The sequence below is a fragment of the Algibacter sp. L1A34 genome (assembly GCF_009796805.1).
Lineage (GTDB): Bacteria > Bacteroidota > Bacteroidia > Flavobacteriales > Flavobacteriaceae > Algibacter.
This window is the reverse complement of the sequence record NZ_CP047029.1, coordinates 2,573,786-2,587,872: the sequence shown is the minus strand read 5'-3', so window position 1 is coordinate 2,587,872 and position 14,087 is coordinate 2,573,786. Positions and strand designations below refer to the sequence as shown.

14 protein-coding genes are annotated in these 14,087 nt (G+C 33.3%); 7 read left to right on the top strand and 7 right to left on the bottom strand.

Going from position 1 to position 14,087, the window contains the following annotated elements; all coding sequences use genetic code 11:
* Positions 1 to 7 precede the first annotated feature (7 nt).
* The 4 genes from GQR97_RS11005 (at position 8) to GQR97_RS10990 (ending at position 6,886) form a co-directional block, all read left to right on the top strand.
* On the top strand, positions 8 to 2,416 hold the full coding sequence (locus tag GQR97_RS11005) for a 3-hydroxyacyl-CoA dehydrogenase/enoyl-CoA hydratase family protein (protein ID WP_158848333.1): 2,409 nt from the start codon (positions 8 to 10) through the stop codon (positions 2,414 to 2,416).
* A 5-nt stretch (positions 2,417 to 2,421) separates the two neighbouring features.
* Positions 2,422 to 3,615 carry an acetyl-CoA C-acyltransferase gene (locus GQR97_RS11000; protein WP_158848331.1) on the top strand — a complete coding sequence of 398 codons (1,194 nt, stop codon included), beginning with the start codon at positions 2,422 to 2,424 and terminating at the stop codon, positions 3,613 to 3,615.
* A gap of 26 nt (positions 3,616 to 3,641) precedes the next feature.
* A complete protein-coding gene (locus tag GQR97_RS10995; protein ID WP_158848329.1) occupies positions 3,642 to 5,450 on the top strand; it encodes an acyl-CoA dehydrogenase family protein in 1,809 nt (602 codons plus the stop codon).
* A gap of 104 nt (positions 5,451 to 5,554) precedes the next feature.
* On the top strand, positions 5,555 to 6,886 hold the full coding sequence (locus GQR97_RS10990; protein WP_158848327.1) for a M28 family peptidase: 1,332 nt from the start codon (positions 5,555 to 5,557) through the stop codon (positions 6,884 to 6,886).
* A gap of 159 nt (positions 6,887 to 7,045) precedes the next feature.
* On the opposite strand, the gene yajC is transcribed toward GQR97_RS10990, so the two are convergent.
* The 3 genes from yajC to nusB form a co-directional block, all read right to left on the bottom strand.
* The gene (gene yajC / locus GQR97_RS10985; protein WP_158848325.1) at positions 7,046 to 7,345 is read right to left on the bottom strand and encodes a preprotein translocase subunit YajC; all 300 of its coding nucleotides are present in this window, start codon (positions 7,343 to 7,345) and stop codon (positions 7,046 to 7,048) included.
* Between the two features lie 34 nt (positions 7,346 to 7,379).
* Positions 7,380 to 7,832, bottom strand: a complete 453-nt coding sequence (locus tag GQR97_RS10980; protein WP_158848323.1) for a DUF1573 domain-containing protein — start codon at positions 7,830 to 7,832, stop codon at positions 7,380 to 7,382.
* Positions 7,833 to 7,919: 87 nt separating this feature from the next.
* Positions 7,920 to 8,867 (bottom strand): transcription antitermination factor NusB, encoded by a 948-nt coding sequence (nusB, locus tag GQR97_RS10975; protein WP_158848321.1) that lies wholly within the window; start codon positions 8,865 to 8,867, stop codon positions 7,920 to 7,922.
* A 197-nt stretch (positions 8,868 to 9,064) separates the two neighbouring features.
* Between nusB and GQR97_RS10970 the strand changes: the two genes are divergently transcribed.
* Both GQR97_RS10970 and GQR97_RS10965 read left to right on the top strand, forming a co-directional pair.
* The gene (locus GQR97_RS10970; protein ID WP_158848319.1) at positions 9,065 to 10,822 is read left to right on the top strand and encodes an ABC transporter ATP-binding protein; all 1,758 of its coding nucleotides are present in this window, start codon (positions 9,065 to 9,067) and stop codon (positions 10,820 to 10,822) included.
* Between the two features lie 138 nt (positions 10,823 to 10,960).
* Positions 10,961 to 11,359, top strand: coding sequence for a PUR family DNA/RNA-binding protein (locus GQR97_RS10965; protein WP_158848317.1), 399 nt, complete (start codon positions 10,961 to 10,963; stop codon positions 11,357 to 11,359).
* A gap of 210 nt (positions 11,360 to 11,569) precedes the next feature.
* On the opposite strand, the gene GQR97_RS10960 is transcribed toward GQR97_RS10965, so the two are convergent.
* On the bottom strand, positions 11,570 to 11,905 hold the full coding sequence (locus tag GQR97_RS10960; RefSeq protein WP_158848315.1) for a tRNA-binding protein: 336 nt from the start codon (positions 11,903 to 11,905) through the stop codon (positions 11,570 to 11,572).
* A 47-nt stretch (positions 11,906 to 11,952) separates the two neighbouring features.
* Here GQR97_RS10960 and GQR97_RS10955 point away from each other — a divergent pair, with 47 nt between their 5' ends.
* Positions 11,953 to 12,513 (top strand): thioredoxin family protein, encoded by a 561-nt coding sequence (locus GQR97_RS10955; protein WP_158848313.1) that lies wholly within the window; start codon positions 11,953 to 11,955, stop codon positions 12,511 to 12,513.
* On the opposite strand, the gene GQR97_RS10950 is transcribed toward GQR97_RS10955, so the two are convergent.
* From GQR97_RS10950 to GQR97_RS10940, 3 genes are read right to left on the bottom strand one after another with little or no spacing between them, the layout of a single operon-like run.
* Positions 12,510 to 12,995, bottom strand: a complete 486-nt coding sequence (locus GQR97_RS10950; protein WP_158848311.1) for a GNAT family N-acetyltransferase — start codon at positions 12,993 to 12,995, stop codon at positions 12,510 to 12,512. The genes GQR97_RS10955 and GQR97_RS10950 overlap by 4 nt on opposite strands.
* A gap of 1 nt (position 12,996) precedes the next feature.
* Positions 12,997 to 13,542: a YfiT family bacillithiol transferase gene (locus tag GQR97_RS10945; protein WP_158848309.1), complete on the bottom strand. Its 546-nt coding sequence runs from the start codon at positions 13,540 to 13,542 to the stop codon at positions 12,997 to 12,999.
* 21 nt (positions 13,543 to 13,563) lie between these two features.
* Positions 13,564 to 13,986: a hypothetical protein gene (locus GQR97_RS10940; protein ID WP_158848307.1), complete on the bottom strand. Its 423-nt coding sequence runs from the start codon at positions 13,984 to 13,986 to the stop codon at positions 13,564 to 13,566.
* Positions 13,987 to 14,087: the final 101 nt, after the last annotated feature.

The window sequence follows — 14,087 nt, the reverse complement described above, 5'->3', positions numbered from 1 at the left end:
AAATAAAATGAGCAAACGTAGAATAAAAAAAATCGCAATTATTGGTTCCGGAATTATGGGAAGCGGTATAGCTTGTCATTTCGCTAATATTGGCGTAGATGTCCTGTTACTAGACATTGTTCCAAGAGAACTTAACGACAAAGAAAAAGTTAAAGGATTAACTTTAGAAGACAAAATAGTTAGAAATAGATTGGTTAATGATGCACTTATGGCATCGTTAAAATCAAAACCATCTCCAATTTATCATCAAGATTTCGCTAGTAGAATTACCACAGGTAATTTAGAAGATGATATAGCTAAAGTAGCCGATGCAGATTGGATTATGGAAGTTGTAGTTGAAAGACTAGACATCAAAAAAATGGTGTTTGAAAACTTAGAGAAATATCGTAAACCAGGCACGTTAATTACATCTAACACTTCTGGTATTCCAATAAAATTTATGAGTGAAGGACGAAGTGAAGATTTCCAGAAACATTTCTGCGGAACACACTTCTTTAACCCTGCGCGTTACTTAAAATTATTTGAAATTATTCCTGGACCAAAAACAGATGCTTCTGTTTTAGAATTCTTGAATGGTTATGGTGAACAATTTCTTGGCAAAACCTCGGTAATTGCAAAAGATACACCGGCATTTATCGGAAACAGAGTTGGTATTTTCAGCATTCAAAGTTTATTTCATGCGGTTAAAGATTTAGATTTAACTATTGAAGAAGTAGATAAATTATCTGGACCAGTAATTGGTCGTCCAAAATCGGCAACCTTCCGTACGGTAGATGTTGTAGGTTTAGATACTTTGGTTCACGTAGCAAACGGTATTGCAGAAAACTGTAAAAATGACGAACGTTTAGAATTGTTTAAATTACCAGATTTCATCAATACTATGATGGAGAACAAATGGTTAGGAAGCAAAACAGGACAAGGTTTTTACAAAAAACAAGTGTCTGCAGATGGATCTAAAGAAATTTTATCATTAGACTTAAACACCTTAGAATATCGTTCGGCTAAACGTGCAAAATTTGCAACTTTAGAACTTACGAAAACGATTGATAAAGTAGTAGACCGTTTTAAAGTATTAGTAAAAGGAAAAGATAAAGCGGGTGAGTTTTACAGAAAAAGCTTCACAGCATTATTTGCTTACGTATCTAATCGTATTCCAGAAATTTCAGAAGAGCTTTATAAGATTGATGATGCCATGAAAGCTGGTTTTGGTTGGGAACATGGACCTTTCCAAATTTGGGATGCTATTGGAGTAGAAAAAGGAATCGAATTAATGAAAGCTGAAGGCCTAGAGCCTGCTGCTTGGGTTAATGAGATGCTTACTTCTGGTAACACCTCTTTTTATTCTATAAAAGAAGGCGCTTCTTTCTTTTATGATATCGCTTCTAAAAAACAAACTAAAATACCTGGTCAAGACAGTTTTATCATCCTTGATAATATTAGAAAAACAAACGAAGTGTTTAAAAACTCTGGTGTTGTTATTGAAGATATTGGGGACGGCATACTTAACCTAGAATTCCAATCTAAAATGAACACCATTGGTGGAGACGTTTTAGCTGGGTTAAATAAAGCTATCGACTTAGCCGAAAAAGATTTTGCTGGTTTAGTTGTTGGTAATCAAGCTGCAAACTTCTCGGTTGGTGCAAACATAGGCATGATTTTCATGATGGCTGCAGAGCAAGAGTATGATGAGCTTAATATGGCTATTAAATACTTCCAAGATACCATGATGCGCATGCGTTATTCTTCAATCCCAACAGTTTCCGCACCTCACGGTATGGCCTTAGGTGGTGGTTGTGAATTATCATTACATGCAGATAAAGTCGTCGCAGCAGCAGAAACTTACATGGGACTTGTAGAGTTTGGTGTTGGTGTTATCCCTGGTGGTGGTGGTTCTAAAGAAATGGCTTTAAGAGCATCAGATACTTTCAGAAAAGGAGATGTGCAGTTAAATACACTTCAGGAATACTTTTTAACTATTGGTATGGCAAAAGTATCAACTTCGGCTTACGAAGCTTTTGATATGGGCGTTTTACAAAAAGGAAAAGATATTGTTGTAGTTAATAAAGACCGCCAAATTGCTGTAGCTAAAGAACATGCTAAATTAATGGCGAATATGGGTTACACACAACCTATAAAACGTACAGATGTTAAGGTATTAGGCAAACAGGCTTTAGGTATGTTTTTAGTAGGAACAGATTCCATGAAAGATTCTAAATACATTAGTGAACACGACATGAAAATTGCTAATAAACTAGCTTACGTTATGGCTGGAGGCGACTTATCAGAACCTACTTTAGTAACCGAGCAATATCTATTGGATTTAGAACGTGAAGCATTCCTTTCACTTTGTACAGAGCGTAAAACTTTGGAAAGAATTCAACACATGTTAACCAAAGGAAAACCTTTAAGAAACTAAGAAAAATGAAAACAGCATATATAGTAAAAGCATATAGAACCGCAGTTGGTAAAGCACCAAAAGGCGTATTTCGTTTTAAAAGAACAGATGAATTGGCAGCAGAAACCATCAAGTATATGATGAAAGAATTGCCTAATCTAGACCCAAAACGTATCGATGATGTTATTGTTGGTAACGCCATGCCAGAAGGTGCACAAGGACTTAATATGGCTCGTTTAATCTCTTTAATGGGATTAGAAGTTGTAGATGTTCCAGGTGTAACTGTAAATCGTTTTTGCTCTTCTGGAGTTGAAACTATTGGAATGGCAACTGCAAAAATTCAAGCAGGAATGGCAGATTGTATCATTGCAGGCGGAGCAGAAAGCATGAGTAGTGTACCAATGACAGGTTTTAAACCAGAGTTAAATTACGATGCCATTGTAAAAGCTGGTCACGAAGATTATTATTGGGGAATGGGAAATACTGCAGAAGCTGTAGCAAACCAATTCAAAGTATCTCGTGAAGATCAAGATGAATTTGCATTCAATTCTCACATGAAAGCATTACGAGCGCAAGCTGAAAATCGTTTTCAAGATCAAATAGTACCCATTGAAGTAGAACAAACTTACATTGATGCTAACGGAAAGAAAGCTACAAAATCTTATACAGTAACTAAAGATGAAGGTCCTCGCGCAGGAACTAGTAAAGAAGCTTTAGCAAAACTAAGAGCCGTATTTGCTGCTGGAGGAAGTGTTACAGCTGGTAACTCGTCGCAAATGAGTGATGGTGCTGCATTTGTAATGGTTATGAGTGAAGACATGGTTAAGGAATTAGGATTAGAGCCCATTGCAAGAATGGTAAACTATGCTGCTGCAGGTGTGGAACCTCGTATCATGGGAATTGGGCCAGTAAAAGCAATTCCAAAAACATTAAAACAAGCCGGATTAAAACAAGACGATTTATCTTTAATTGAATTAAACGAAGCTTTTGCTTCACAATCTTTAGCGGTAATTAGAGAGTTAGGTCTTAACCCAGATATCATTAACGTAAACGGTGGTGCTATTGCATTGGGTCACCCATTAGGATGTACCGGAGCAAAATTATCTGTACAACTTTTTGACGAAATGCGTAAGCGCGACATGAAAGGTAAATATGGTGCAGTTACCATGTGTGTTGGTACAGGTCAAGGTGCTTGTGGAATATTCGAATTTTTAAACTAATAAAAAACTTAATACTAAACTATAAAATGGAAGCAACTGAAAAAGACATCTTAAGAGGTGGTCAATTCTTAGTAAAAGAAACAAATTGTGAAGATGTGTTTACTCCTGAAGATTTTTCAGAAGAGCAAACAATGATGAAAGAATCTGTAATGGAATTTAATGATCGTGAAATCATTCCTCATAAAGCACGTTTTGAAGCTAAAGACTATGCGCTAACTGAAGAAGTTATGCGTAAAGCTGGAGATATGGGCTTTTTAAGTGTTGCTGTTCCTGAAGCTTTTGGTGGAATGGGAATGGGATTTGTTTCTACGGTATTAACTTGTGATTACATTTCTTCTGGAACAGGTTCTTTCAGTACTGCTTTTGGTGCTCATACAGGAATTGGTACTATGCCAATTACGCTTTATGGTACAGAGGAACAAAAACAAAAATACGTACCTAAATTAGCTTCTGGTGAGTGGTTTGGAGCATACTGTTTAACAGAGCCTGGAGCTGGATCTGATGCCAATTCTGGAAAAACGACTGCTACCCTATCGGAAGACCGAAAAACATATAAAATTAACGGACAAAAAATGTGGATCTCAAATGCAGGTTTCTGTAGTGTGATGATTGTTTTTGCTCGTATTGAAGACGACAAAAACATCACAGGTTTCATTGTTGAATTTGATAAAGAAAATCCAAACGGTATAACTTTAGGTGAAGAAGAACACAAATTAGGTATTCGTGCATCATCAACGCGCCAAGTATTCTTTAATGACACTGTAGTACCAGTTAACAGTATGTTAGCAGGTCGTGGAGAAGGATTTAAAATTGCAATGAATGCGTTAAACGTTGGTCGTATTAAATTAGCTGCTGCATGTTTAGATTCTCAAAGAAGAATTTTAACTACTGCCGTAAATTACGCTAATGAACGTAAACAATTTAAAACACCAATTTCAGATTTCGGAGCTATTAAAGTGAAATTAGCCGAGATGTCCACAAATGCATATGTAGGTGAATCTGCAACTTATAGAGCTGCAAAAAACATAGAAGATAGAATTTCTATGAGAGAAGCTGCTGGAAACACACATCAAGAAGCGGAGTTAAAAGGTGTTGAAGAATATGCTATTGAATGTTCTATTTTAAAAGTAGCTGTCTCTGAAGATGTACAACACGCTGCAGATGAAGGTATTCAAATATTTGGTGGTATGGGGTTTTCGGAAGAAACTCCAATGGAATCTGCTTGGAGAGATGCTAGAATAGCACGTATTTATGAAGGTACAAACGAAATTAATCGTATGCTTTCTGTTGGTATGTTAGTTAAGAAAGCCATGAAAGGTCATGTGGATTTATTAGGCCCTGCTTCTAAAGTTCAAGAAGAATTAATGGGTATTCCATCTTTCGAGACTCCTGATTTTTCAGAATTATTTTCAGAAGAAAAAGTAATGATTAATAAGTTGAAAAAGACTTTTTTAATGGTTGCCGGAGGAGCTGTTCAAAAATTTGGTCCAGATCTAGACAAGCACCAACAATTACTTATAGCTGCTGCCGATATTTTAATTGAAATTTATATGGCTGAATCTGCCATTTTAAGAACTGAAAAAAATGCCAAACGCTTTGGAGCCGATTCTCAATCTGTTCAAATTGCAATGTCTAAATTATACTTATATCACGCTGTAGATATTATCGAAGAAAAAGGAAAGGAAAGTATCATTTCTTTTGCTGAAGGTGATGAACAACGTATGATGCTTATGGGACTTAAACGTTTTACAAAATATCAAAACTATCCAGACATTGTAGATTTACGTAACGAAATAGCCGAAAAAGTGAAGGCCGAAAATAAATATTGCTTTTAAGGGATTAAAAGAATTTGTGTGACTAACTCAAATATAAACGACGCTTCGAATTAATTTTTGAAGCGTCTTTTTATTTTTATTAAATTAGATGAAAATAAAATTAAATGAAAATATTACTACTTCCTGTACTTCTGCTATATATTCTAGGTACATCTGCTCAAACAAACCAAAAAATATATGATATTATAGATGCTGTTTCCGCAGAACGTATAGAAAATGATATCCAAAAATTAGTCGATTTCGGCACTAGGAATACGTTTAGTGATACCATTTCAAATATAAGAGGAATTGGAGCAGCTAGACGCTGGATAAAATCGGAATTCGAAACGATCTCAAAAGATTGTAAAACCTGTTTAAACGTATTTTATCAAAAAGATTTTGTGACCAAAGAAGGTAATCGCCGTGTTCCACACGATGCTTGGGTTGTTAACGTCGTCGCTATTCAGAAAGGGACTAAATACCCAAACCGCTATATCATTATGAGCGGAGATATCGACTCTCGTGGTAGTGATACTATGGAATTCACAAAAGATGCTCCTGGAGCAAACGATAATGCTTCTGGCATGGCCGGAACTATTGAAACTGCAAGAGTATTATCTAAGTATCAATTTGAAAATAGCATTGTTTATGTTGGTTTATCTGGTGAAGAACAAGGCCTATTTGGCGGTGGTGGCTTAGCAAAATATGTTAAAGAAAAAGAATGGGATATCATTGGAATATTTAATAACGACATGATTGGAAACATAAAAGGTGTTGATGGTGTTATCGATAATAGAACTTTTAGAATTTTCTCTGAGCCTGTTCCTACTAATGAAACAGAAAAAGAACGTAAATCAAGACGTTTTTATGGAGGAGAAGTCGATGGAATTTCTCGTCAATTAGCCCGTTACGTGCATAAAACAGTAAAAACATACATGCCAGAAATGAATCCGATGATGGTTTATAGATTAGATCGCTTTGGTCGTGGCGGACACCACAGACCATTTAACGATTTAGGTTTTGCTGGAATACGAATAATGGAAGCGCACGAAAACTACACACAACAACACCAAGATATTCGTGAAGAAAACGGTATTAAATATGGAGATATTATTGAACACGTCAATTTTGATTATGCAAAAAAACTAACCACTGTAAATGCCATAAACATGGCCAGTTTAGCTTGGGCACCTCCTGCTCCAAAAACGGTTGCAATTGGTGGTATTGTAGAACCATCGGTTAAATTTAAATGGGATAAAGTTGAAGGAGCCATCGGTTATAAAATATATTGGAGAGATACCACTTCTCCTACTTGGGACAACAGTCGCTATGTTGGTGATGTCTCAGAATTCATGTTAGATGGAATTGTTATTGACAACTATTTCTTCGGAATTGCTTCTGTTGGGAAAGATGGTTTTGAAAGCCCAGTAGTATTTCCTAATAAAATAATGAGATAGCTTCTATCTAGTGATTAACTCTAATATAAACGTACCTCGCGCTAATTTAAAAAGAATCGCATTATGTGCTAAAAAACATATTTTCTCAAATCATAGTAATAAAAAAAAAAGAACCCAAAAGGGTTCTTTTTTAACATAGCACACTATAAAATCTACTACTTATTTTTTAACTACAGCAGGCGCATTAAGTTTGGTACTCATTTCCGAAGAAATTGCAGAACGCTCATATTTTAATTTTCCAGACATCGTCTCGATAACACAACTAGCATCTTTATCATTAATCTCTAAAATTTTGCCATGTAAACCACTTTTGGTTATTATTTTATCACCACGTTTTAATTCGGCTGCAAATTTCTTTTCTTTTTTTGCACGTTTCATTTGTGGTGCTATCATAAAGAAGTACACAACTACAAACATTAATACAAATGGTAATAAACTACCAATTCCACCTTCTCCCATTATAATTTTTATTATTTAATTTCTGGTTTAGTTATTAAGCGTCTGTTTTTACAAATGCCGTAATTTTAACAACTTCTTTTCCTTTTTCGGTATTTGCAGTAAGTGTTAAACTTTTAGAAATTTTCCCTTTTCCGCTACCGTTATATTTTACTGTAAACTCACCTGTTTCTCCAACAGCTAACGGTTCTCTAGACCAGTTTTGAGGTACTGTACACCCACAAGATGTTCCAATATTAGTAATCACTAAAGGTGCTTTACCTGTATTAGTATATTTAAAAACAGTTTCAACAGATTTTTTAGCTTCTATTTCTCCAAAATCATGAGTTGTTTCAGCAAACTCTATCACTGGAAAGTTAGAAGCACTAGCATCTCTTACCGCCGCAGCAGTAACATTTGCTTCTTCAATTTTTTTAGCTGCATTTTCTTCTTTACAAGATGTTAATGCTAATAAGCATAATGCACTTAATCCTAATATTACCTTTTTCATTTTAAATATATTTTTAATTGAAGTTACAAAAATAACAATTATTTAATCGAATTGAAATTTTTGTTATACTCTTAACATAAAATAACGTTACATTAAACCTCTTCCTATTTTGTTTAAAGTACCTGCTTCGGTATATTCTTTCACCAACTTATCTAATATACCGTTAATAAAAACGCTACTTTTTGGTGTAGAATATTCTTTAGCAATTTCTAAATACTCATTAATAGTCACTTTTGCTGGAATAGAAGGGAAATTTTTCACCTCACAGATAGCCATTTGTAACAACACAAAATCCACATTGGCAATACGATCCGTATCCCAGTTTTGAGTTTTCAGTTCAATCTCTTTGTTTATGGCTGTCCTATTTAACAACGTCTTTCTAAACAAATCTATAGCAAACTGCTTATCCTCTGCGTCTTTATATAATCTAGGTGTAAAATGGTTTTCCGAAGATGTTTGTTTTACCTTTCTAAGTATTTTTAAAATGGTAGTATTTACAGTAGGTAAATCATCCAACCATGTTAAATTTTTATCTTCTAAATACTCGTAAAGCTTGTCGTTTGGAGCTATAATTTCTTTAAAAACATCTACTAAAAACTCCTTATCTTCTTTGAAGCTAGACGTATCAGTTTGCATATAATTTTTATACAAATCACTAGATGTGATAGCTTTAAAAATAACATCTACATACTCACTATCCAATTCCCAATCCTTAACGTTATAAAGTTCTAATTTGTCTTTTAAGTCCAAATTATTAAATAAAACTTTAAAAACCTCATTGTTTACAAACTTACGGTTTGGATCTATATCCTCTTTAGTAGCAAGGTGCTTGTTCTGTTTTTTTAGCAAATTGCTTTCGGCTCTTTTCTGAACCTCCATCATCAACGAAATAAGTAATAAGTATAAGTTATACATATTATCTATACTAAAAAGTAGAAATTTTTGATCTTTACTAAAATCATCACTTTCACTACCTTTAAAGGCATACATGGTTTGCATTACTTTTACACGAATATGTCTTCTATTTAACATCATTACAAAGAACTTATTATAGGTTGAAAATTTTATTGCTTTTGTGCGGCAAAAATAACACTATATTTAAATAAAAACGGCATTTAAACACTTTATTATTACTAAATACTTTAAGCTATATTTAACAATTGCTTATAACTATATCAATATATTATTTATATTGAATACCCTATATTTGTGACTTATTTCCTTTAAAATAAATGAAAGAATTACAACACTTAAATAAGTACTTTCTAAAATACAAAACCAACCTTCTAATCGGGATATTTATAACCATAATTGCCCGAATGTTTTTGTTGTTTACGCCTCGATATGTAAAAAAAATATTTATTGTAATAGAAAAATATTTCAATGAAGACATGCCTATCGATGTTTTTAAAGCAGAACTTCTAGAAGCTATTCTTTATATTATAGGTGCCGCTATCATTGGTGGTATCCTTACTTTTTTTATGCGTCAATATATTATAAACGTATCGAGATATATTGAATTTGATTTAAAAAATGAAATTTATGAGCAATACCAAAAGCTCTCTTTAAATTTTTATAAAAAAAATAGAACGGGGGATTTAATGAACCGTATTAGTGAAGATGTTGGTCGCGTTCGTATGTATGCTGGCCCAGCCATAATGTATAGTATTAATACAGTAACGCTTTTTGTAATTGCGTTAATATATATGTTCGAAGAATCTACATCATTGGCGCTATATACCATATTACCGCTACCAATACTATCTATAATAATTTACAAATTAAGTAAAGAAATACATAGAAGAAGTACTATTGTACAAGAGTATTTATCGAAACTTTCTACTTTTACACAAGAATCTTTTAGTGGAATTTCAGTAATAAAAGCCTATGGTATTGAACCGCAAACTTCGGCAAACTTCTCTACACTTGCCGCAGAAAGTAAAGAGAAACAAATAGATTTAGCTCGAGTGCAAGCTTGGTTTTTCCCAATGATGGTTTTACTAATTGGAGTAAGTAACCTAATTGTAATTTACATTGGTGGCATGCAATACATTAACGGTGAAATTGAAAGTATTGGTACCATTGCCGAATTTATTATTTATGTCAACCTGCTTACTTGGCCCGTAGCTACTGTAGGCTGGGTAACATCGATTGTACAACAAGCCGAAGCTTCGCAAAAACGAATTAATGAGTTTTTAAAAATTGAGCCTGAAATTAAAAATAAAACTGAAGCTGAAACCAAAATTACTGGAGATATCGAATTTAAAAACGTTTCTTTTACTTATGATGATACCAACATTCAAGCTTTAAATGATGTTAGTTTTAAGGTAACCGAAGGAGAAACCCTTGCTATTATCGGAAAAACCGGATCGGGAAAATCTACTATTTTAGATTTAATTGGTCGTCTTTACGATATCGATAAAGGATCCATTATGATCAATAAACAAGAAATAGATCAAGTTAATTTATCCAATTTGCGTGACAGTATTGGTTATGTTCCACAGGAAGCTTTTCTATTTTCTGATAACTTAAGAAACAATATTAAGTTCGGGAAGGAAGACGCTACGGAAGAAGAAGTGATTGAGGCGGCAAAAAATGCGCAAGTTCATAAAAACATCATGAAATTCACTCATGGATACGATACCGTTTTAGGTGAACGTGGTATCACGCTCTCGGGAGGACAAAAACAACGAGTTTCCATAGCAAGAGCTATTATAAAATTACCAAAAATATTACTTTTCGACGATTGCTTATCGGCTGTTGATACAGAAACAGAAGAAAAAATACTTAAAAATCTAAAGAAAATTACGGAAGGTAAAACAACTATTATTGTGAGTCACCGCGTTTCCTCGGCTAAAAATGCGGATAAAATAATTGTTTTGGAAGATGGGAAAATTGTACAGCAAGGCACACACAATACACTTATTGAAATCGATGGGTATTACAAACATTTATATTTAAAACAACTGAGCGAAACATCTTCAAAATAAAACACTTAGCATTTTATTTTCTTTACTTTAAATAACTAAATTTCACTTTTTTAAAAGAAACTCCTTAAAATGTTGGTTTGCTTTAGTTTTTTTTAGATTTTTGAAACACTAGAATTAAAAACAAATTTCTATATAATTATGAACAATAATGGTATGATGGAGAAAGAGGAGATTTTTTCAAAGGTATTGAGAGCAGGAAGACGCACTTACTTTTTTGATGTAAGAGCAACAAAAGCTGAAGATTATTATTTAACAATTACTGAAAGTAAAAAATTCACAAATGATGATGGTTCATTTCATTACAAAAAACATAAAATTTATATTTATAAAGAAGATTTTGCCGAATTCAAAGATATTTTAGGTGAAATGACTGACTATATCATAAATGAAAAAGGTGATGAAGTAATTAGCGAACGTCATCAAAAGGATTTTAAAAAGGAATATGACAGTGCAGATACAGATGATGGTTCTCGAGTTACCGAAGCCGAATTAAAAACACCAGAAAGCTTTACTGATATTAGCTTTGACGATATTTAATTGATTTCAAAAAAACATACTCAAAATCCGTTACAATAAAAATGTAACGGATTTTTTTATGCCTTTATAGCCGGTAAATAAAAATTAGCTCAACACGATTTAAAACAACCTTGGATTTGTTTAATTAAACAAAATTCTGAAACCGTTTGCACTAATACTAAAAGGGAAAATGAAACAAATTATAGTGAAAGTAGAGAACTCTTAAATATACTATGAAACGGATGTTCCATTTTTCACTTTGTTTTCTGGGTTTAATAACATAACATCTTTGCCTTCTACAGCACCTATAACTAAACATTCACTCATAAACTTCGCGATTTGTTTCTTCGGAAAATTAACAACAGCTACAATTTGTTTTTGCAATAAATCTTCTTTTTTATAAAGTATTGTAATTTGTGCCGATGTTTTTTTAATCCCCAAATCGCCAAAATCTATAATAAGTTGATAAGCAGGATTTCTCGCTTCAGGAAAATCACTCACTTCAATGATAGTACCCACTCGTAAATCGACTTTAGAAAAATCTTCGAAAGTTATTGCTTCGTTCATTTTTTAAAAATACAAATAATCCCGAACTTAGCATAAAACTTTTAATCATGGCTCGAACACCTTCCAACATGCTTCCTTTAGGTACAAAAGCACCTAATTTCGCCCTATTAGACACCGTTTCTGGAACCACTTTAAATCTCAATAATTTAAAAGGAGACACAGGTACTGTTATTATGTTTATCTGTAATCATTGTCCGTTTGTAATTCATGTAAACGAAGAATTGGTTGGCTTAGCAAATCATTATTTAAAGAAAGGAATTAAATGTATTGCTATTTCGAGTAACGATGTTGTTAATTACCCACAAGACAGCCCTGAAAAGATGAAGATTCATGCCAAAAATGAAGGTTACCCGTTTCCATATTTATATGATGAAAGTCAATCTATAGCAAAGGCTTATGATGCCGCTTGCACTCCCGATTTTTATGTGTTTGATTCTAATTTAGAATTAACTTACAGAGGACAACTTGACGATTCTCGACCTGGAAATAGCATTCCTGTTACTGGTAAAGATTTGCGCCATGCGTTAAACTGCCTAATTGATCATGCTGAAAATGATACGATACAAAAACCTAGTATTGGTTGCGGTATTAAATGGAAAAAGGCTTAATTAATTTTCAATTGAAAAATACCAACATCCAGCCAAGTATCAAACTTAAACCCTACTTCTTTTAAATGTGCGACTTGAGTAAAACCAAACTTTTCATGTAGTTTAACACTGGCAGGATTAGGAATGGTTAAAACGCCCAAAACCGATTTAAAATCACGTTGCTTTAGCAACGCTATTAACTCTTTATATAAACGAGAACCTATTTGCTTCCCATGTGCTCCATTTTTTACATAAACCGTAGATTCTACAGTGAAATTATATGCCGGTTTTGGCCTAAATTTACTACCATAAGCAAACCCTGAAATCTCATTATTTTCTTCAAAAACAATACACGGATAATCTTTTAAAATAAGTTCTAACTTTTCGGTAAAAGCACTTAAAGACACAGGCACTTCATCAAAAGTAACCGTGGTGTTTATTACATAATAATTGTAAATTTCAAGTAGCGAGTTGACATCGTCAAGGGTTGCTTTTCTTATCATTTTAAATCCATCCTTTTAGTTTCATTAAGTTTTCAATATGCGCATAATGATGATTGCTATGCCAAGCATAATTGCCAATATTGAAATTTAGAGGCACTTCGTTATTGGTTTCTGGATGAATAAAACAGGCTTGCAAATCTTCTTCCGATAAAGTTTTTAGTAAATACACTAATTTGACATGAATAGCACGTAAATGAATTAACGACATCTCTATGGGAGCAGATTTAGAATCGATTAATTCTGCCCAACGCTCTTCAAAATAAGCTTTAATTACAGGCTTATCTTCTGTTAAAGTCCATTTAAAACGGGTATAACTATGATGATGACTATCGGATAAATGATGAACCACTTGTCTAATCGTCCACCCCTCTGGTCTATATTGAGTATCTAATTGTGAGTTTGTTAAACCTTTCACCAAACGCTCTAAGCGATCTGGAAAATGTTCTAGTATTGAAATCCAACTTTCAATATGTTGTGAAGTAATTTTCTTTGGACAATTAAATTGACCTATAGGATATTTTAGCTTTTCAAGTTCTTTATCTGTCATGAAAACAAATATAAAACAATACTAGTCAATTTCTACCATATCATTTTTAACAAAATTAATAGCCATTTCTAACTGGCTAAAATGCTTTATAGTACCTTTAAAAAACAGCTTTTCGATAGTAGCGTTAGAAAGACGAGCCTTATCAGACACCACGATATAAGAATTCAAAAAATAACTATTTTTAAAAAACTTTACCCAATCGGAAGCCATAACCGAATAGGAATTAATTCTATTTGAAATCAAGTTAATAGTTGCTCCATCTGGTGTTCCTAAAAACCAAAAAACATCATCGATCACGGCTTTTGCATGGTTATCCCAACTAAAGTCCACACCTTGTCTAATTTCAGAAACAACAAATTTGTCAAAAACAAAAACATCTCCAAAAGAGTAATTAAATTCTTTTAAAACTTCCGGATAAAAATCCGTATCCATTATACTAATCATGATGCAAATTTAAATTTAACAGTTAACTATAAAGAATATATTCGATGAACCAAAATAATTGTCTGCCATTTGGTAACCGAAAAAATGAAACACTAAAAAAG

Excerpts from the sequence above, each read along its gene's own strand:
- GQR97_RS10965 (WP_158848317.1), top strand. The coding sequence starts at position 10,961 with ATGAACAATAATGGTATGATGGAGAAAGAGGAGATTTTTTCAAAGGTA.
- GQR97_RS10995 (WP_158848329.1), top strand. The coding sequence starts at position 3,642 with ATGGAAGCAACTGAAAAAGACATCTTAAGAGGTGGTCAATTCTTAGTA.
- GQR97_RS10970 (WP_158848319.1), top strand. The coding sequence starts at position 9,065 with ATGAAAGAATTACAACACTTAAATAAGTACTTTCTAAAATACAAAACC.
- GQR97_RS10945 (WP_158848309.1), bottom strand. The coding sequence starts at position 13,542 with ATGACAGATAAAGAACTTGAAAAGCTAAAATATCCTATAGGTCAATTT.
- GQR97_RS10990 (WP_158848327.1), top strand. The coding sequence starts at position 5,555 with ATGAAAATATTACTACTTCCTGTACTTCTGCTATATATTCTAGGTACA.
- GQR97_RS10950 (WP_158848311.1), bottom strand. The coding sequence starts at position 12,995 with ATGATAAGAAAAGCAACCCTTGACGATGTCAACTCGCTACTTGAAATT.
- GQR97_RS10940 (WP_158848307.1), bottom strand. The coding sequence starts at position 13,986 with ATGATTAGTATAATGGATACGGATTTTTATCCGGAAGTTTTAAAAGAA.
- nusB (WP_158848321.1), bottom strand. The coding sequence starts at position 8,867 with ATGATGTTAAATAGAAGACATATTCGTGTAAAAGTAATGCAAACCATG.
- GQR97_RS10955 (WP_158848313.1), top strand. The coding sequence starts at position 11,953 with ATGGCTCGAACACCTTCCAACATGCTTCCTTTAGGTACAAAAGCACCT.
- GQR97_RS10960 (WP_158848315.1), bottom strand. The coding sequence starts at position 11,905 with ATGAACGAAGCAATAACTTTCGAAGATTTTTCTAAAGTCGATTTACGA.
- GQR97_RS11005 (WP_158848333.1), top strand. The coding sequence starts at position 8 with ATGAGCAAACGTAGAATAAAAAAAATCGCAATTATTGGTTCCGGAATT.
- GQR97_RS11000 (WP_158848331.1), top strand. The coding sequence starts at position 2,422 with ATGAAAACAGCATATATAGTAAAAGCATATAGAACCGCAGTTGGTAAA.
- GQR97_RS10980 (WP_158848323.1), bottom strand. The coding sequence starts at position 7,832 with ATGAAAAAGGTAATATTAGGATTAAGTGCATTATGCTTATTAGCATTA.
- yajC (WP_158848325.1), bottom strand. The coding sequence starts at position 7,345 with ATGGGAGAAGGTGGAATTGGTAGTTTATTACCATTTGTATTAATGTTT.